The sequence below is a fragment of the Pseudomonas sp. D4002 genome, from assembly GCF_013385665.1.
Classification (GTDB): Bacteria; Pseudomonadota; Gammaproteobacteria; order Pseudomonadales; family Pseudomonadaceae; genus Aquipseudomonas.
Genome location: NZ_JACAPN010000049.1, coordinates 35,141 through 53,255, shown reverse-complemented (window position 1 = coordinate 53,255; position 18,115 = coordinate 35,141). Strand labels below are relative to the sequence as shown.

The following is an 18,115-nucleotide window of genomic DNA, read 5'->3' as shown; positions in this document are numbered from 1 at the left end:
TTAGCCGCGCCGGGCCATGGATGGCCCGTCGCGGCGGCCCGCGGAGCAATGCCGGAGTGAGGGAACACCGAGCCTAGGCGAGGTGCCGACAGGCGGGGCAGAGCCCTTTGCTTACTTTGGGGCTTTTCCAAAGTGAGCCGCTGTAAGAGCGGAACCATAAGCCGCCGTTACCGAAGAAACGGATATGTACTCAGTCAACAATAAACCGCACCCCCGCCCTAACCCGCTCATCCACGGTCAATTCGAAAATATCCGGCCGGGCATAATGCCCAACCACATCATAGTCATACCGCGCCCGCACCAAATCATCCGTATCAATCCGCGCCACCAGCAACCCCGCCCCACCGAGCAATGGCCCGGCAAGAACGTCCCCCATGGGCCCGACAATCACACTGCCCCCCGCGATCAGAGGCCGATCCACCGGCCAGTTCGCCACCTCCACACCCAACGCCTGGGGTGACGCCTGCACCTGACACGCACTCACCACAAAACACCGCCCCTCATGGGCAATATGCCGCATGCTCACCTGCCACATTACCCGCTCATCCACCGTCGGCGCGCACCACACTTCCACACCCTTGGCGTACATCGCGGTGCGCAACAACGGCATCATGTTCTCCCAGCACACGGCGCCACCGATGCGCCCTACCGCGGCATCAATCACCGGCAACGTCGAACCATCACCCTTGCCCCAGATCAGCCGCTCAGTGCCGGTAGGCATCAATTTGCGATGCCTGGCCACCAACCCGCCCACCGGCTCGAAATACAGCACCGTGCAATACAACGTGCTGCCACTGCGCTCAATCACACCCAACACCAGGCTCGCCCCGGTGCGCGCCGACAAGCCGGCCAGCGCTTCGGTCTCCACGCCCGGCACATCAATCGCATTGGCAAAATACCGCGCAAAGGCCTCACGCCCTTCAGGCAGGCGATAACCCAGCTGGGTGCCGAAGCCCTCACCCTTGGGATAACCCCCGAGCAACGCTTCGGGCATCACCACCAGTTGCGCACCGCTGCGCAGGATTTCGTCCTCGTAGGACAGGATCTGTTCCAGGGTCTCAGCCTTGCCTCCCGGCAAGGAACCGATTTGCAGCGCAGCCACGGTAGAAACAGGCATCACGATCACTCCGTATCAATGGGGGTTGCCCATTCTCCGGCCAGCGGCAATCATGAATAAAGCCCGCTTCGCTGCTAACTGATATGAGCCATATGAATATCATCATCCATCAGTCAGCGTCCTTCAGGAATCCGACAAGACTCTCGATAAACCGCTCCAGCGCCACCGGCAAAGCACGCTTGGGCATGGTCAGGACTTGAATCGCCCGGTCTGAAAACTGCGGGTCCGACAGCGCAACCGAGGTCAGCTCGTCGCTCCCATTCGCCCGATGACTGATCGCCCCACCAAACGCGATGGTGTCCGTGTTGCGAACGAATTCATGGATGGCGCCCGAATAATTGCAGGTCATTACGTGATTGAACGTCAGCCCTTCCATCTGGCAAACCAGGTCGAACAATTGCCGCTGGGTGGAGCCTTTTGGCGTCAGCGCCAACGGGTAAGCGGACAGCGATCGAAGGGACAGTTGCCTGACCGCCGCCAGTGGATGCCCCACCCGCATCACCGCGCGGATCGGCGAGCGACTGGAATGCCGCACTTCAACCCCTTCGACAGGCTCGGTACTGAACACCAACCCCACATCGGCTTCGCCGCGTCTCACTTTATCCGCGCATTCGTGAGGCGACATCACTTCCAGCACATACTGGAAAACGGGATTTTGCTGATAATGCCGGATCAGCACCTGAGGCAGGAAATAACGGGACAGCCCCTCGGTGGACACCAGCCGAACCACTTTCGCGCCCGGATAATCGCCCGCCCGTAGCTCCGAGAGCAGGCTTTGCTCCTCCAGCAAGGCACGCCGTGCGTGATCGGCCAAGGCATTGCCGGCCGCTGTGGGCTGCATGCCCCTTGGCCGGCGCTCGAACAATGGAACCCCGATGGTTTCTTCCAACAGGGAGATTTGGCGACTGACCGCACTGGGCGCGATGTGCAAGCGTTCGCCGGCAGCAGCCAGTGATCCTGTATCGAATACGGCCAGGAAATAACGATAATCCACAGTTTGATTCCTTTACCCAAGGATCTATTTATTAGAAGGCAAACGTCAAAAAACAGCAATATACACACCGATGCATGACTTCTATATTGGATTGAACCTCAGCCCGCACCGGAACTGTCATGTCCAAGCAACAAGCGCTCGCGAATGTTCGCCAGTACCTGGCCGAAGGCCATTTTGAAGCCGATCTGCGTCGCAGGATCGCCATTCGCAGCGAAAGCCAGAACCCCGGCCAGGCGCACGAACTGACGCGCTACCTGCAACAGGAAATACAACCAGCGCTGATCGCAATGGGTTTTGAATGCCAGATGCTCGATAACCCGTCGGGCGCCGGGCCGTTGCTGTTCGCCTCACGCCACGAAGGGGCTGATTTGCCCACGGTATTAACGTATGGACATGGCGACGTAGTGCTCGGGTATGACGAGCAATGGCGCGAGGGCCTCAGCCCTTGGGCGTTGAGCGTGGAAGGTGATCGTTGGTATGGCCGAGGCACCGCGGACAACAAGGGCCAGCACAGCGTCAACCTGACTGCCCTCGAGCACGTCATCAAGCAACGTGAGGGGCGCTTGGGCTTTAACGTCAAAGTGCTGTTCGAAACCGGCGAAGAATGCGGTTCTCCCGGGCTGCGGGAGATTTGCACTCTGCACCGGGAGCTGTTGCAAGCCGATGTGTTCATCGCCTCCGACGGGCCGCGCTTGAACGACAGTCGCCCGACAATATTCCTCGGTTCCAGAGGTTCCGCGTTGTTTTCCCTGGAAGTCAACGCACGCGACAAGGGCCTTCACTCCGGTAACTGGGGCGGTGTGATGTCCAACCCCGCCGTAGTATTGGCCAATGCGCTAGCCAGCCTGGTGGACAAGGACGGTCGTATTCGCTGCCGAACGCTGGTGCCTGACGCCATACCCGACTCCGTACGCGAAGCCATCCGCGACTTGGACATCCATCCGCGCTCTCTGGGACGGGAACTGGATGTTGATTGGGGCGAGCCTGGCCTGACCCTGGGTGAACGACTCTTCGGCTGGAACACGGTGGAGATCCTTGCGTTTATCGCAGGCAATCCGACCAAACCGGTCAACGCCATTCCACCCCGCGCCACCGCGCATTGCCAGTTGCGATTTGTAGTCGGCACTGACTGGCAGAATCTGCAAAAGCTGCTGCGCCAACACCTGGATGCGGAGGGGTTTCAACAGGTCGATATCGTGATTGACCGTTGCACACCGGCCAGTCGCCTGGACCCTGACAACCCTTGGGTACGCTTCGCCAAACAGTCGATCGCCGATGCCACCCACCGGCCCGTTGCCGTGTTACCGAACCTTGCAGGCACCCTGCCCAACGATATTTTCGCGGACATATTGGGTTTGCCCACCTTGTGGATACCGCACTCCTACCCCGGGTGTTCACAACATGCTCCGGATGAGCATCTGTTGGGCTCGGTAGTCCTCGAAGGGCTGCAAATCATGACCTCGCTGTTCTGGGACCTGGGTCACCTCGCCCCCTTCAAACCACAATAAAAAATCGGGGTCCGCCGACCCTTTTTATCTGCCGCTCACCCCCTTATAAAATCAGGAGCGTCAAGAATGACAGCGTTATCGTCCCCCACCGTTTCACCCACGATCGCAAAGGCCACGCCCCTCTGGAAACCCATTGGCGCGGCCTTGATCGGTAATACGCTTGAATGGTTCGACCTGTCGGTGTACGCCTATTTTGCGCTGACCATCAGCAAGGTATTTTTCCCGGCCGCCGACCCGGCCGTGTCGCTGTTCCTGGCCTTCGCGACCTTCGGCCTTTCATTTCTTATCCGGCCACTGGGCGCTGCCGTGCTCGGTTCCTATGCCGACAGAAGGCGTTGACGCTGTCCATCATGCTGATGCTGATAGGGACGGCGATGATTGCCGTGATGCCCAGCTATGCAACTATCGGGATTATTGCGCCGATCGGAATTCTGTTCGCCCGCCTGCTCCAGGGTTTCTCCGCCGGTGGTGAGTTCGGCAGCTCCACCGCGTTCATGATGGAGCATGCACCGCAGAAGACCCGTAACTTTGTCGCGAGCCTGCAGTTTGCAAGCCAGGGCTTTGGCGTGGTCATCGCCTCATTGTTCGGCTACTTCCTGACCATCAGCCTGAATGATCAACAGATGTTCGACTGGGGTTGGCGCGTGCCGTTTTTCTTCGGGCTGATCCTCGCCCCGGTGGGCCTGTACATCCGCCGCACGGTGGATGAGTCGCCCGATTTCAAGGAAAGCCAGCCGGGCTCACGGCCGTTGCGGGAAGTGCTGCTCTCGCAGAAGACCTTGTTGCTGGTGGCGATGGGCGTGCTGATCGTGTCGACGGCGTCCAACTTCATGATCAAGTACATGCCGTCTTATGCCTCGACCACCTTGGACATTCCCCAGTCCACAGGCTTCCTGGCCACGCTGACGGGCGGGATCATCCTGACCGTGGTGACGCCGGTTGTAGGGTTCATCACCGGTTATGTCAGCCGGATCAAAATCATGTTGTGGGCCTCGAGCATCTACATCCTCGTAATCTTTCCGGCATTCGCCTGGCTCAACAGAGTACCGAGCGCCACCTCGTTGTTGCTGGTGGTGTCGATGATGGCGTTGATCAAGGCCGTCTACTTCGCCCCACTGGCATCACTTATGGCCGATGTATTTCCCGTACGCACCCGGGTGACCGGCATGTCACTCAGCTACAACCTGGCCGTGACGATATTCGGTGGCTTTGCACCGGTGATTGCAACCGGGTTGATCGCGCTGACCGGCTCGCAGCTGGCGCCGAGCTTTTACCTGATAGCGGCGGCTGCCCTCAGCATTGGCGCGCTCGTGGTGGCAAAGAGAACATTGCGCCTGGTGTAGCACCTGGCGGGACGTTATATATTCAAGGCATATCCAGTCACATGATATGAGCCTGATGAATATCGCCAACGTCGATCTCAACCTGCTGAAAACCTTCGAGGCCCTGCACGACGAATCCAGTGCCAGCCGTGCCGCCCTGCGCCTTGGCGTCACGCAGTCGGCGATCAGTGCAGCCCTGCGCCGCTTGCGCGATGTGTACGGCGATCAGTTGTTCGTGCGTACCGGCCGGGGCCTGGCGCCCACCTTGCGGGCCAATCAGTTGAAGCCGGTGATCAGCGAAGCGCTGGATCGCTGCCGCCAGAGCCTGGCGATGGTGGATCCCCTGGGCAATCACTATCAGGGCCGTTCGGTGGTGGTGGGGTTATCGGATGATTTCGAAATCGCCTACGGCCGGCGGCTGATTGAAGAGATTGCCCGGCGTGCGCCAAAGCTGCGGTTGATGTTCCGCCAGACCCACAGCCAGATCGTTGCCGACGCCCTGCTCGACCGCAGCCTGGACCTGGCAATCACCGCCGGCGGGTTTGCCGAGCGCCGGTTGAGCCGGCAGGTATTGGGGGAAGGCCATTACGCCTGCCTGGTGGACCCCGACAGCCTGGCGCCGGGACAACAGGCCATCGACCTCGACGAGTTCGTCAGGCGCGAGCATGTGCTGGTGTCATCCGGCGGGTTTATCGGGATCACCGACGAGGGCCTGGCCGCGCAGGGGCTGAGCCGCCACGTAGGTGCCTCGACCACGCACTTCGCGGCGCTGCCGTTCCTGCTCAAGGGCAGCCAGGCGGTGGCGACCATCCCCGGCCATGCGGCCCAGGCCATCGCGCAGATGACCGGACTGAGGGAGCTGCCTTGCCCGCTGGCGCTGCCGCGTTACCCGGTGGAGCTGGGCTGGCGCACCCAGGCGCAACTGGATCCGTTGCTGCTCAAGGTGCGCGAGGCAATCGAGGCTTGTTTTACTTCGCCGCCATCAGGCGATTGACTTCACTGCGCACCATGTTCGAGAACTCCGGCGGTGACATGCCGTCCAGTTCTGCACGCACCCATTCGGCCCATTTGCCCTTGCGCTTGGCGCGTTCGCCAAACAGGCGGGCGGCCTCACCCTTGGCCTTACCCAGGTTGCTTTGCCAGAGGTCGTAGAGACGGGACTTTTCATCTTCCAGCGCGGCGCGCTCGGCGAGGGGCTTGTTGGCCAGATTGAAGCTCATGTTGAATTACCTGCTGCACAAATTAGGTGACATCTTACACTGTAGGTTGAAATTTCCTGGCCTGGATTTCTCCTAAGCTGACCGTAGGAAAAAAACTGCAACTTTTGCCTGCTTCAAACACTCCATTCTTCATCAAGCGCATTCATTGCCACATTCACCCGCAAGGAGTTAACCCAATGGCCCGCAAATCTGCCGCCCAAGCCGTCGAAGACCAAATCAAGGACCAAGCCTTCAGTGAACTGACCGCACTGATCGAAGAATCGGACAAGCTGCTCAAAAGCAGCGCGTCACTGGTGGGGGAAGAAGGTGAAACCCTGCGTGAACAGGTCGCCATCAAGCTCAAGCAGGCGCTGGACTCGGTGTCCAACGTGCGCGAGCGCAGCAAGCCGGTGGTGGATGCCACCGAAACCTATATCGGTGGCCACCCATGGCAGACCGTGGCGATTTCCGCCGGGTTTGGCCTGGTAGTCGGCCTGTTGCTGGGCCGCCGCAACTGATCTGATGCAACGGCTGCGCCCTCCCCGGGCGCAGCGCGCTTCAGGCCTGTGCCAACACCCGCAACCGGCTCAACTCCTGAGTTTCGATCTCAATTCCGCCTGCCTGCGACTTCGCCCGTGTGCGATGGCGCCTGTCCCCCGGCAAACGCCGCAACCCTGCCGCATGCATCTGTCGCACCAATTCCTGGCTGCGCTCGGCGAAGCTCTGCCCGGCGGTCTTGCTCGGGTCGATCACGATCAGCAGTTGGCCGGTCCATGGGGTGCGGGCGCCGGGGTGATCGGACCAGTTGAACTCAAACGAGAAGTTACCGCCCGTGAGGGCCGCGGCCAGCAGCTCGACCATCATCGACAGGGCCGACCCCTTGTGCCCGCCAAACGGCAGCAGCGCGCCGCCTTCGAGGATCGCCCTGGGGTCCTGGGTCGGCTGGCCGAGGCTGTCCACACCCATGCCCGGCGGCAGGCGCTCGCCCTTGCGCGCGGCAATCTGTACGTCGCCATGGGCGATAGCGCTGGTGGCCAGGTCAAACACGATCGGCAGGCCATCGGCGCGGGGCGCGGCGAAGGCAATGGGGTTGGTGCCGAACAGCGGGCGGTCGGCGCCGTGGGGCACCACGCAGGTCATGCTGTTGACCACGCTCAAGGCCACCAGGCCTTCTTCAGCAAAAGGCTCGACATCCGGCCAAAGCGCCGCGAAGTGGTGGGAGTTATGGATCGCCAGCAAGGCAATCCCGGCACTGCGGGCCTTTTCCACCAACAGCGCACGGGCGGCTTGCAGTGCGGGCTGGGCGAAGCCGTTAGCCGCATCCACCCGCACAAACCCGCTGGCCACATCCTCGACCACGGGCACCGCCTTGCCGTTGACCCAGCCACTGGCCAGGGTCGAGACGTAACCGGGGATACGGAATACACCGTGGCTGTGGGCACCGTCGCGCTCGGCGCTGGCGCAGTTCTCGGCCAGCACCTGGGCCACATCGGCCGACGTACCGTGGCGGACAAACACCTGGCGCAGCAGGTCGGTCAATTGCGCATAACTGAGTCGCTCTGATGAAGACTCGACATCCAAAGGCGATGCAGACATCTGAAGCTCCCGTTTAATTATTGGAATGGGCAACAGCGTACAAGAATCGGTCCGTCGATTAGACAGGGTTTGCCCCATGGCTGTCGACAGGGAGCGCCAGACATATCTAGCCCCTCGTGGCGCCAGGCCTGGATAGGTTGCAGGCACGCAACTCTTCAAGGATCAGGATGATGAGCCACACCCCTCTCCCGTATTTTTTCCCCGAAGCCATGCGCGTGGGCTGGAGGGCGCTGGACCGTGAGCGCCAGCTGAACATCGACAGCAGGGACATCGAGTTTCTCGGCAAGGTGTTTTTTGCCAGCGATGCAGGCCGTCGCCAACAGTCGCCGCCAATGATCGCGCAGCGCATCTGGTTGAATAAAAGCACTGCCAATGCCGTCGAACTGGCCGGCAGCTTCATGATGAGTTCAACCAGCGCCTACCCACATGCCTGGCTCTACACCCCGTACGGCGGCCTGGAAAAATTCGACAGCCCCGCCCACTTGCTGACAGCACTGACCGAGCGCTTGAAAACCCCGGACAGCGCCACGCAACTGCTGTACTTCCTGCCCTTGCAGCAACAACCATCGCCGCTACTCGACAACCGACTGGTGCTGACACCGGAGGCCATGCTCGGCGACGTATTGGGTGAACAGGAAAAAACCCTAAGGCGCTATCAGGAGAATAATCGCCAGGCGCTGCTGGCGGCGTTGAAACAGTTGCCCGCCCTCGGCGCCCTGCTTTCAAAACTGCTCGAAAGCGTCTGCCGCCCACTGTTCCCCGGGCTCAGCCCCGGCGAAGCCCACGTGAGTTTTTTCGCCATACAGCCCGTTGGGTACACGGTGCCTCGCTGGATCGACTCGCTGCAACTCAATGACGCGGTGCTGTTGTACTACCGTGAACAAGCCTGGCCCGCCGGGCAAACCCGGGAGTTTTTCCACCCCAAGCGGCCTGCCGACGCCAAGGCCCGCGACACGCAGCGTTGGGAAACCGCGATCAAACAAGCAGCCGGCCAACTGATCCCGTTCCTGCACAGTGCACTGGAGACGTTCTGGAACAGCGAGATCGCACCGGGCGTGTCGCGTCGGGCCTGGTTCGCCCGGGCCATGGCCGCCAATGCGCAACTGGATCTGCTGTTCAAGCGCCAGCAATCCATCATCAGTCCGGAGCAAAGCCGGGCATTGGCAGCGCTGTACTCTTCCCGGGGTAACGAGGCCCCCCCGAACAGCCAGACGCTGCGCGTCGAGAACGTACAGATCTGGGAGCAGCCGAGCAACGCCGTCGAGCTGGCCAGCACCTTCATGATCGGCAATTCGCAGACCTTTCTCTACACCCCCGAGAAGGGCCTGCAGGTGCTCGGGACCTACGACGATCTGATGGACACCCTCAAGGCCATGGTCAAGGCACCAGGCTATGAAGACGACCTCTACAACCTGATGTCCCTGGAGGAGCGGGCGCTGTTTGTAGGGTTCAAGACGCCGCAGTTTTCCGGTACTCCCATCGCCGGCAATCTGTTTGAGCAGGTGCTCGAAACCATCATCGGCAAGCAGCAACAGAACCTACGCTACGCGCTAGATCTGTACCGACGCACCCGCGCCGGCATTGACCCCTCCGCCTTGCTCGACTACGCGCTGGATGTGCGGTACATGATCGACAGCCACCTCCCGGGCCTGGATACCGCGGGACGCTGGACGCCTCATTCGGTACTGGCCGACCCGACTCGCCCGGTGTCGCTGGCCGCCGAACGTGCCGCCCTGCTGCAAAAGCAGATGACCGATATCCAGGACACGCTGGCAACCCAGGTGCGAGCGCAACCCACATTGGCCAACACCGTCAATCAGGCGCTCACCGCCGAGTTCAACCGCCGCGGCTTGGCTGGCCACGATCCCGGCAAGATCTACGTCAATCGCTACGCCGCCAGCGCAAGCGCGACACCCGCCACTGCGCCCCTGGAAAGCCAGAGCCTGCGCAGTTACTTTCTTGCGCGCCTGATACACAAGCGCGGGCCGATTCCGCAAACGCCGCACTATGGCCTTTACGCCAGCCAGGTCGATGGGGCTGTCACACCGCTGGGCGGCCTGGACATAGCGCAAGCCAACGCAGTGCTCGATGCCGCACTGGTCAAGTTTCATCACTCCAACATTGCCGATATTCCCCGCGAATACCTGGAACAGCTCAAGGCGCCGATGGCCCATGCCATGGCGGTGGCGATCCAGGGCGAAGCCAGGCTCAGGCGCCTCAACAACAGCCTGGACGCGCGTGATGAGGCGATCGCGCAGACGGTGTTTGATCTTCAACACCCTGATCGCCGCCGACGCCAGGGCCTGGGTGGATTCATCCCGGATGCCTATGCGTTGACCGTCGAACCCGAGGGCCTGACGCAACGGGTGCCCCTGGCGCATTGCTTGATGCTCACCGAACGCGGTGGCCTGGCCCCGTCCCACTCAGGCCGGGCCGTGCTGTGGACGCCGGCGCGCGGCCTGGAGAGTTTCGCCAACGTCAGCCAATTGCAGACAGAACTGCAACGACGACTGGCCGCGCCGGACCTTCGCAGGCAGCTACTGGCCAATCTCGACCCGCGCTATCTCAAACCGCACCAGGCCTGCGCACTCGGTCAGTTCATGCTGATCAACGGCGCGGTCGCACAGCACTGCCAGCAGTCCTGGATTGATCATTACAGGGCACAACGGGCTCACTGCCTCACCCTGACGCTCTCAGGGGACGCCTTGCTGAAGCGTCTCGGGGGGCTGGAAAAGGCCTTGCCGGCCAACGACCTGAGCCATGCCTCACAAATCGCCCAGACCTTCATGGCACAACAATCACTGCCCGCCTGGCTGGGGATGGCGTCTGTCAGCCAACAGCGTCGCCATGTCGAAATCCTTGAGCAATACCGCCACAGCCTCACGGACGACAAGGACTACCTTGACGATTTCCTGCCGCTGCCAGCGTATCTCGGCAGCAAGCTCATCGACTTGTTGCAGCCCTATGACGTGCGCCCGCAAGACGTCTACATCCTGCCCAAGCTGGTATTGGCCGGCCAGCGGCAGAACCTGGTGGACTACGCCCTCAATCACGTCAGCCAGCAAGCTGCTGCATTCGATGTCGAGTCCACAGCCGCCGGCCTGACACCTGCTGTGGTGCGCCAGATCCTCGCGCGCCTGCCCCTCAAGCAGGACCACCAGGCTTGCCTGGTCGAAAAACTCACCCCGGGCAAGCCGGGCGCAGACGTGCGGGAGCGCCGGTTTATTCGGCAACTGCCCTGGCAACTGCTGCAAAATGCCCACGCGCTGAGGCTGCAGGAACTGTTATCCGCCCCGGGCCTGAGCCTGGTCGAACAGGTCCTCGACATGCCGGACGCGCTCGCCCGCGCAGCGGTCGAGGGCGCGACCTCGACAGTGCGTCCGCTGGAGTTGATCGCCACGGCGGGGGCCCGGTCCATCAAGGCCCTTGGGGTCTACTTGATCAGTGCCGTCGAAAGCACTCCGCTGGTGATGTATGCGCCCTATGGGCCGCAACAGGCGTTCCAGGAGTTCGACAACGAGGCGGATTTGATTCGCCGGCTCAACCTGCCCGGCCCCTTGCAGGACTGGGTGATCGGTCGCCTGCCAGAGGCTGAGCAAGCCACGTATAGACACCTCTGGGCCAGCACGGTCGGGGGAACCTCGGAAATCACCCTGGGGGCCAATCCGATCAGGGGCCACGCCCTCAAGCAGTTGTACCGCGACAACATCGGATTGATCTCGAACCTGTTTGAACAGCAATCCCAGGCCAACGGCCGGTCAGCCTGGGACACCCTCAAAGCCTTGTTCAGCAGCGGACTGCAGCACGCGCAGGCGTTGCTGCCGGGCAAACTGATGGTGCCGCTGGTGATCTGGCAAAGCTACAAACTGTTCCAGGCCTCTGCCGAAGACTTGCAGCAACACCGCTGGCGCGAGGCGCTGCAAACCTTCATCGGCGGTGTCGCGCAAATGGCTTCGATCCGCGCATTGATGGATGAACCCTCGACACCAGGCACCGCCCCCGCGCAACCCGCGCCGACGCAAACGGCCAGTGCCTGGCACGACATCGACGTCACCGCCCGGGCCCGAACCCGGCTGCAAGCGTACGAAGCCTGCGACATCAGCCTGGAGGGCCTGACGGCAGGCAACACGGGCGTCTACACAGCGACGGACAACCGGCATTACCTGCCGTGCGCAGGCAAGGTCTACCGCGCCAGGCAGGTCGAAGGCCATTGGCGGCTTTTCAGTGCACGGTCCAAAGGACCGTTTGTACGCCTGGATGCCAACCGCAAATGGACCCTGGACCCGGGCGCATCGGTTCGCCGCCACGGCCCCGGATGGAGTGCAATGATGGACCGCCGTGAGGTGCGGACAGCCGTGGACCAGGTGATGAACGTCGAGGCCCGCGGCCTGGCCGAAATTCGGCGTGTGTCGCCCTCCAGGGCCCAGGCGATCGTCGAAGCACTGGACCTGGCAACCTTCTACCTGCACAACTGCCAGCAGAACCTGAAGCTGCTCGACCACCAGTATCCGCCCGTGACCCGGGTGCATCGCTTCATCAACCGCTTCTTTGGCATCCCGATAGACGCCGACACCGGCCCGGCCAAATTTCCGCCAACCCTCGCGCAAAAGCTCATGGACACGGTGACCGACATTCTCGATGAGGCGCTGGAGCCGGCACTCTACTCGCTCAATTCCCGGCGTTTCGTCTCCGGTGCGCATATTGCCGAACCCGAACGGCATTGGGCGTTTACCATCGACGGCGACCCGGATCGACGCATCTACCTCACTGAAAACTTCTTCAACCCCCCTACGGCCGATTTCGAAGGGCGCCTGATCAATCACTTCGACCAAAGAGCCCATGCCCGCGCGGCCACCTTGATTCATGAGTTGACTCATATCGTGAGCAATACCGCCGACGTCGCGTACCTCAATTCCACATCACCTTTTTCCGACCTGATTGAAGTACAGACCCAAGCCGGTCGCGATCTTCAGGACTGGCTGCGCAACGTGCAGGAGAATGCGTACTCGATCAACACGCCAGTGGGGCAGTTGTTCAAATCAGCGGACGCGTGGGGGGCTACCGGGTCTGATCTGGGAACCGACCCGGAAGATGACTACATCAGGCAGCAGATTCTTGCCACGACCGGAGGCGTGGACTTGAGCAATGCGCGGGGAATTTTCAAAACCAACCTGACGCGGCGGTTCAACACACAGATGGATAACGCCGACTCACTGACCTTATTGATCACAACCCTGGGGCGCCAGCTGGACCCCGTGCCTTCGATTGCCGAAGCCACACCGTAACAGACAGGGTGCGGGCCGAACGCCCGCACCCGTCAGTTCATTCAGTCTTTCTGATCGCGCAACACATTGCCCGACTCACCGTCGATGCGGAACTCATAGACCACGCCATCGGCCTTGCGCCCCTCACCTTCCCAATAGCCATCGTTATCGGCTTCGATCTTGTAGATCTGGACGTAACCAGCCTTGGTCTTGGCGGTCTCGATGGCTTTTTCGATGGTGATCCAGCCTGCGCCCGGTTTGTCCGCCAGGGCGGCTCCAGCACTGAGCAAGGCGGTGGTTGCGACAACGGCGGCTAAGGTTTTCTTAAGCATTTTCGTGCTCCATTAGGGAATGAGTGTTACCGGTCCTGAATTTTTTAGGGCCCTGCAGACGAGAATTAGTTCCAATTGATGTGCATTCGCCATGATGGCTGTTCTCGCCGTCCTGCTGTGGAGGTTAGAATGTCGGAAATCAGGATGAGTTAATGACAGATAAGTCCCTATCAGAAGCCGAATACGACGCCATCACCGATGCCGCTGCGCACTGGTGCATGCGTCTGCACGCTGGCGATTGCACGACGGCGGAGCGTCAGGCCTTCGAGCAGTGGCACGATGCGCATCCACTGCATGCCTTCGAATACGCCGCGATGCTGGAAATCTGGGACGTTGCCGATCACTTGCCCCGCAGCGAGCCGGCCCCCGTCGTGGCGCGACGACAACCTCGCAGCCGTTTGAGGAACTACGCGGTAGCGGCGGCGATATGCCTGGTGGCCTTGCCACTGGCGGCCTTTACCGGCTGGGAAGCAGGCTGGCTGCCCAGCTCGTACAACCATTACGAAGCTGAAAACAGCTTGCGCCTGGTCACCCTTGACGACGGCAGCCAGGTTGAACTGAATCTGGGCACCGAACTGGTCTACAGCAATTTCAAGGATCAGCGCCGGGTTACCCTGAAAAAAGGCGAGGCGTTTTTCAAGGTCAGCCATGACGCGCAGCATCCGTTTATCGTCCACGCCGGTGACGGCCAGGTTCGGGTGACCGGCACTCAGTTCAATGTCTGGAAATACGAAGACCATGTGCGGGTCATGCTGCTGCAAGGCTCGGTGCTGGTGAACAGCGACGACGCCCACAGCGGCCTGCGCCTGTCGCCCGGGATGCAGGCCAGCTACAACCGTGGCGATGCCAGCCCCCAGGCCCAGCCAATTGCCCCGGGCGACACGGCCCTGGCCTGGCGTGAAGGCAAGCTGATCCTCGACAACCTGGCCCTGGCCGACGCGTTGCCGTTGATCAACCGCTACCTGAGCAAACCGGTGATGCTGGCCGACGCCGGCACCGGCGCGATCCGCATTGGTGGCATCTACAACATCAACGAGGTGTCCAACCTCGTCCCCTCCCTGCCCAAGGTCCTGCCGGTCTACCTGACCCAGAACCAGGACGGCAACCCTGTACTCAATTCGATTCCGCGCAAGACCCCAAAGAGCTGAGCCAGGGTCATGGGCTGCGCCCTCCTCCCGGATCCCGCCTGCGTCAAATCGTCCATTTTTGAAACACTTGCACCGGCTGAGCTGACAGCCGGCTGCGGAGTGCCGGGTTTACGGCGCGCAGTGTTTCATCCCTGAGACACCTGCCAGGCGGGCTGGACAAGGGCCCGCTGTCTCACAATTGAAACACATCCACTGCGCGTTCTTTCTCCCGCGCTCATAACCCCATGTATGTCATCACAAATTCAAAAGCGGCACAGCTCCTGCTCTCTTCCTGACAGCGCTGTTTAGGGTCAGCGCCAAGAATAAGGAATGCCGTCGTGAAGACACTTAATCCAGGTTCGTTGAGCCTTCTGCTGATCAGCTGTGTACTGAGTACCAGCGTGAGCCTCCCGGTGCTCGCGGCAGGCGACGGTGTGATCGTGATTCAGCGCACCGTCCAGGGCCACATGGCTGGCCGCACCGCTGGCGTCGATCCCAACCCGGTCACCGTCAATGCCAATTCTTCTCCACAGATCCTGCGGGCCACCAGCGAGCTGAGCGACAACGACTACGCCAACATCAGCAGCGGCTCCAGCATCACTCGCGCCATCCTGCCTGGCGGCAACCTTCCCGGCTTGACCAACAACGGGGGTGGCGTAGGCCTTGGTGGCGGCGCAGCGGCCGGCCATGGTGGCGGCTCCAGCCTCTCGGGGCAGATCAACGGCTCAATCTCCCGCGGCATGGCGCCTTTGAACAATATCGGCAGCCTGATGGGAGGCCAGTGAGATGAACCATTCCTGGTTGTTCCTGGCGATCCTGGGCTGCTCGGCAGCCATGGCTGACAACAGCGCAGTGATCGACAACTCCGGCAAGCAATACAACGGCATCGTCTCGATCAACCAGGCGGCCGGCAATCAGCAACAACAGCTCAACAGCCGCGCGATTTCGGCGGGCAGCAACTCCCAGGCGGGCGGCGCCCTCAGCCAGACCATCGGCGGCGCACCGGCCGATCGCTCCCAGAACGCCAGGGTGGCGATCCAGGGCAGCTCTTTCAGCAATGGCAGCGGTGTACTGGGCGTCAACCAGTCGGCCGGGGCCAGCAACCAGATGATCAATGCGGTGCGGATCAGCGTGAACGCTGGCCCGCAAAGCATCGACGACAGCGTCATGTCGCAACAGAACGTGGCGCTGTCACCAAACTCAGGGTTCACCTCTACCACTGGCAGCCGCCAGGTCGTCACAAGCGACCAGGCCTTCACCGGCAGCCGTGGAGTGGTACAGGTGAATCAGAGTGCCGGGGTGGGGAACCGCATGGCTAACGCCCTGAATGTGCAAATCCAATGATTCATTGGAGCTCGAAGCTGGACCGTACCAACACTTAACCAACTAATTAGAAGCAAGGGGAAATACCATGAAAACTACAATGGCTCTTAAACCACTGGCCTTCGCTCTCGCTGCAATCATGGCTGCCGCCGCACATGCCAACCCACCTACTCATCAGCCTACCGCTGCAGTAGCCGCCGTTTCCGATGCGCAATCGAGCAACCACAATGGCGTGCTCAACCTGGGCACCCAGAACAACGCATCGGCCAACAACTCGTTGAACGGCAGCAGCGGCAACGCCCAGGCCAACATCGCAGCCGGTGATGGCAACCAACAAGACAACCAGACCGCCATTGCGGCCGGTGACGCAGATGCCGTGTTTGCCCTGGGTACCATTACCCAAGACAACCGCAACAACATCTCTGTGCAAGTGGCTACCCACAACAACGCTTCGCTCAACAACTCGGCCAACGGCAGCTCCGGCAACCTGGGCGTGAACGCGACCGCAGGCAACTTCAACCAACAGAAAAACCAACTGGCTATTTCCTCGGCCAAGGGTGCTGCTGCTGCCGCATCGAGCAACACCACGCAAACCAGCGTGGACAACGCCTACCTGAACACCGTGGCCACTCAGTCTGGCCCATGGGGTAGCCACACTTACCTGCCTGTCGTGAACAACGCCAGCGCCAACAACTCGCTTAATGGCTCTTCGGGCAACTTGGGCGCCAACATTTCTGCAGGCGTGGGCAATCAGCAAGGCAACACCACTGTGATCTCCTCTGGCGTGCGCTTCTGATCCAACGGGGCCTTGGCAACAAGGCCCCTTTTTATTCCAGTGTCCACCAGGCCATTCGATCATGCGGATCATCGCCCTCACCCTCCTGTTATTGCTCACCGGCCCGACTTGGGCGGGGCAAATGGCGATTGCTGCCATGCCCGGCGGTGGCGTGATCTTCAAGAAGGTCGAGAGCATCCGTGAACGCAAGTTCGCCAACCTGGTGGAACAGAAAACCGATTTCAGCTGCGGTGCCGCCGCCCTGGCCACCATCCTGCGCCAGGCCTACTGGATGGATGTGGATGAAGACCACATCATCAAGGGCATGCTGGTCAACGCCGATCAGGACCTGGTGCGTACCCAGGGCTTTTCGATGTTGGACATGAAGCGCTACCTGGAAAGCATCGGGATGCGCGCCCGGGGTTACCGGATCAATGCAGACACCCTGCTCACGGTGAAGATCCCGGTGGTGGTGTTGCTGGAGATTCGCGGCTACAAGCACTTCGTGGTGATGCAGCGCGCCGACAAGGACTGGGTGTACATCGGCGACCCGGTACTGGGCCATAAACGCTATGCCCGCGACGACTTCGTCAAAGGCTGGAATGGCATCGTCTTCGCGGTATTGGGCGAAGGTTATGACAAGACCAACGTGCTGCTCGACCCGCCCACCCCACTGACGGCGAAAAACAGAATCAATGAGTTCAGTCCGGTGCGGGACAGTGAATTGATGGACTTCGGTTTTATCCAGAGCGACTTCTTCTAGAAGCGCAATAAGGGGCAGGACGCTCCAGGAGCAAACGATGAACACTTACCGTTGGCTGACGGTCATGTGCCTGGCAGCCTCAATGCCCGCTTATGCGTCATCGGTGTTCAAACCGATTGAAATAAAGGACTCGGAACTGGCTGACCTGCGTGGTCGCTACGTGATGCCGGGGCGGATCATCAGTTTTGGCATCGTTATGAGCAGTACCTGGACCAATGCCGCCGGCGACAGCGTGACCGGCTCGGCCAGCATGAACGTCAACGCGTCGACCGTCACCCCGCAGTTTTATGTGCAGGTAACCGACAGCCCCACCAAAGTCTCGCCCAACCAGCCGAATGGCACCGGCACGGTGGTCGGTGGTGCCGGCCTGGGCAGTGGCCAGGGTGTGACCCAAAGCGTGCGCGCCGCCGGCGATGGCAACACCGCCAGCAATAACGTGAATATCAATGTGAACCAGAATGGCTTGTCGCCGGCCAATGTCGTCCAGTCCGGACAAGCCCTGGTGGCTGGCCAGTCGGTCACCGGCAGCACGGGTGCCGGCCAGGTCACGGTGTCGGCCGCCAATGGCGGGCTGCAAATGGCGATCCTGGCCAACAACAATCAGGGCAATTCGTTGCAGCAGATCGGCGCCGGGAATGTCCTGCAAGGCACGGTTTTGCAGGGTAACAGCAATTTCGTCAGCAACATGACCCAACTCAATGTGGTGCTGGGCAACAACGGTTTGAACAATTTGGGGCAGAACCTCAACCTGAATCAGCTCAGGGGCCTACGCCCTAACGGTTATTGAACTACGCT

The 18,115-nt window shown here is 61.0% G+C and carries 15 protein-coding genes and 1 pseudogene; 11 read left to right on the top strand and 5 right to left on the bottom strand.

What is annotated here, in order from left to right; genetic code table 11:
• Positions 1-190 precede the first annotated feature (190 nt).
• Both HX824_RS29890 and HX824_RS29885 read right to left on the bottom strand, forming a co-directional pair.
• The gene (locus HX824_RS29890) at positions 191-1,117 is read right to left on the bottom strand and encodes a carbon-nitrogen hydrolase family protein (protein ID WP_177055852.1); all 927 of its coding nucleotides are present in this window, start codon (positions 1,115-1,117) and stop codon (positions 191-193) included.
• A 109-nt stretch (positions 1,118-1,226) separates the two neighbouring features.
• A complete protein-coding gene (locus tag HX824_RS29885; protein ID WP_177055850.1) occupies positions 1,227-2,111 on the bottom strand; it encodes a LysR family transcriptional regulator in 885 nt (294 codons plus the stop codon).
• 119 nt (positions 2,112-2,230) lie between these two features.
• Here HX824_RS29885 and HX824_RS29880 point away from each other — a divergent pair, with 119 nt between their 5' ends.
• The 3 genes and pseudogenes from HX824_RS29880 to HX824_RS29870 all read left to right on the top strand — a co-directional run bounded on the left by HX824_RS29880 (position 2,231) and on the right by HX824_RS29870 (position 5,935).
• A complete protein-coding gene (locus tag HX824_RS29880) occupies positions 2,231-3,619 on the top strand; it encodes a M20 family metallopeptidase (protein ID WP_087694379.1) in 1,389 nt (462 codons plus the stop codon).
• 66 nt (positions 3,620-3,685) lie between these two features.
• Positions 3,686-4,962 (top strand): annotated as a pseudogene (locus HX824_RS29875) (MFS transporter).
• A gap of 55 nt (positions 4,963-5,017) precedes the next feature.
• Positions 5,018-5,935 (top strand): LysR substrate-binding domain-containing protein, encoded by a 918-nt coding sequence (locus HX824_RS29870; protein ID WP_087694394.1) that lies wholly within the window; start codon positions 5,018-5,020, stop codon positions 5,933-5,935.
• On the opposite strand, the gene HX824_RS29865 is transcribed toward HX824_RS29870, so the two are convergent.
• A complete protein-coding gene (locus tag HX824_RS29865; protein WP_003217960.1) occupies positions 5,910-6,161 on the bottom strand; it encodes a hypothetical protein in 252 nt (83 codons plus the stop codon). The genes HX824_RS29870 and HX824_RS29865 overlap by 26 nt on opposite strands.
• A 176-nt stretch (positions 6,162-6,337) precedes the next feature.
• Here HX824_RS29865 and HX824_RS29860 point away from each other — a divergent pair, with 176 nt between their 5' ends.
• Positions 6,338-6,658 carry a YqjD family protein gene (locus tag HX824_RS29860; protein ID WP_003217958.1) on the top strand — a complete coding sequence of 107 codons (321 nt, stop codon included), beginning with the start codon at positions 6,338-6,340 and terminating at the stop codon, positions 6,656-6,658.
• A gap of 40 nt (positions 6,659-6,698) precedes the next feature.
• Here the strand turns inward: HX824_RS29860 and HX824_RS29855 are convergent, their stop codons facing one another.
• Entirely contained in the window at positions 6,699-7,736 is a 1,038-nt protein-coding gene (locus tag HX824_RS29855; protein WP_177055849.1) for an Ldh family oxidoreductase, read from the bottom strand.
• A gap of 170 nt (positions 7,737-7,906) precedes the next feature.
• Between HX824_RS29855 and HX824_RS29850 the strand changes: the two genes are divergently transcribed.
• Positions 7,907-13,021, top strand: coding sequence for a dermonecrotic toxin domain-containing protein (locus HX824_RS29850; protein WP_177055846.1), 5,115 nt, complete (start codon positions 7,907-7,909; stop codon positions 13,019-13,021).
• 41 nt (positions 13,022-13,062) lie between these two features.
• Here the strand turns inward: HX824_RS29850 and HX824_RS29845 are convergent, their stop codons facing one another.
• Complete coding sequence (locus tag HX824_RS29845; protein WP_003217951.1) at positions 13,063-13,332, bottom strand: PepSY domain-containing protein; 270 nt, start codon at positions 13,330-13,332, stop codon at positions 13,063-13,065.
• A gap of 152 nt (positions 13,333-13,484) precedes the next feature.
• Between HX824_RS29845 and HX824_RS29840 the strand changes: the two genes are divergently transcribed.
• The 6 genes from HX824_RS29840 to HX824_RS29815 all read left to right on the top strand — a co-directional run bounded on the left by HX824_RS29840 (position 13,485) and on the right by HX824_RS29815 (position 18,107).
• The gene (locus HX824_RS29840) at positions 13,485-14,480 is read left to right on the top strand and encodes a FecR family protein (protein ID WP_003217949.1); all 996 of its coding nucleotides are present in this window, start codon (positions 13,485-13,487) and stop codon (positions 14,478-14,480) included.
• 317 nt (positions 14,481-14,797) lie between these two features.
• Positions 14,798-15,244 carry a hypothetical protein gene (locus HX824_RS29835; RefSeq protein WP_003217947.1) on the top strand — a complete coding sequence of 149 codons (447 nt, stop codon included), beginning with the start codon at positions 14,798-14,800 and terminating at the stop codon, positions 15,242-15,244.
• Between the two features lies 1 nt (position 15,245).
• Complete coding sequence (locus HX824_RS29830; protein WP_003217945.1) at positions 15,246-15,803, top strand: hypothetical protein; 558 nt, start codon at positions 15,246-15,248, stop codon at positions 15,801-15,803.
• A 79-nt stretch (positions 15,804-15,882) separates the two neighbouring features.
• Positions 15,883-16,578, top strand: a complete 696-nt coding sequence (locus HX824_RS29825) for a hypothetical protein (protein WP_003217943.1) — start codon at positions 15,883-15,885, stop codon at positions 16,576-16,578.
• Positions 16,579-16,639: 61 nt separating this feature from the next.
• Complete coding sequence (locus HX824_RS29820; RefSeq protein ID WP_003217941.1) at positions 16,640-17,320, top strand: C39 family peptidase; 681 nt, start codon at positions 16,640-16,642, stop codon at positions 17,318-17,320.
• Positions 17,321-17,357: 37 nt separating this feature from the next.
• Positions 17,358-18,107, top strand: a complete 750-nt coding sequence (locus HX824_RS29815) for a hypothetical protein (RefSeq protein ID WP_003217939.1) — start codon at positions 17,358-17,360, stop codon at positions 18,105-18,107.
• The last annotated feature ends 8 nt before the right edge of the window (positions 18,108-18,115 follow it).

Excerpts from the sequence above, each read along its gene's own strand:
- HX824_RS29890 (WP_177055852.1), bottom strand. The coding sequence starts at position 1,117 with ATGCCTGTTTCTACCGTGGCTGCGCTGCAAATCGGTTCCTTGCCGGGA.
- HX824_RS29880 (WP_087694379.1), top strand. The coding sequence starts at position 2,231 with ATGTCCAAGCAACAAGCGCTCGCGAATGTTCGCCAGTACCTGGCCGAA.
- HX824_RS29870 (WP_087694394.1), top strand. The coding sequence starts at position 5,018 with ATGAATATCGCCAACGTCGATCTCAACCTGCTGAAAACCTTCGAGGCC.
- HX824_RS29865 (WP_003217960.1), bottom strand. The coding sequence starts at position 6,161 with ATGAGCTTCAATCTGGCCAACAAGCCCCTCGCCGAGCGCGCCGCGCTG.
- HX824_RS29860 (WP_003217958.1), top strand. The coding sequence starts at position 6,338 with ATGGCCCGCAAATCTGCCGCCCAAGCCGTCGAAGACCAAATCAAGGAC.
- HX824_RS29855 (WP_177055849.1), bottom strand. The coding sequence starts at position 7,736 with ATGTCTGCATCGCCTTTGGATGTCGAGTCTTCATCAGAGCGACTCAGT.
- HX824_RS29850 (WP_177055846.1), top strand. The coding sequence starts at position 7,907 with ATGAGCCACACCCCTCTCCCGTATTTTTTCCCCGAAGCCATGCGCGTG.
- HX824_RS29845 (WP_003217951.1), bottom strand. The coding sequence starts at position 13,332 with ATGCTTAAGAAAACCTTAGCCGCCGTTGTCGCAACCACCGCCTTGCTC.
- HX824_RS29840 (WP_003217949.1), top strand. The coding sequence starts at position 13,485 with ATGACAGATAAGTCCCTATCAGAAGCCGAATACGACGCCATCACCGAT.
- HX824_RS29830 (WP_003217945.1), top strand. The coding sequence starts at position 15,246 with ATGAACCATTCCTGGTTGTTCCTGGCGATCCTGGGCTGCTCGGCAGCC.
- HX824_RS29825 (WP_003217943.1), top strand. The coding sequence starts at position 15,883 with ATGGCTCTTAAACCACTGGCCTTCGCTCTCGCTGCAATCATGGCTGCC.
- HX824_RS29820 (WP_003217941.1), top strand. The coding sequence starts at position 16,640 with ATGCGGATCATCGCCCTCACCCTCCTGTTATTGCTCACCGGCCCGACT.
- HX824_RS29815 (WP_003217939.1), top strand. The coding sequence starts at position 17,358 with ATGAACACTTACCGTTGGCTGACGGTCATGTGCCTGGCAGCCTCAATG.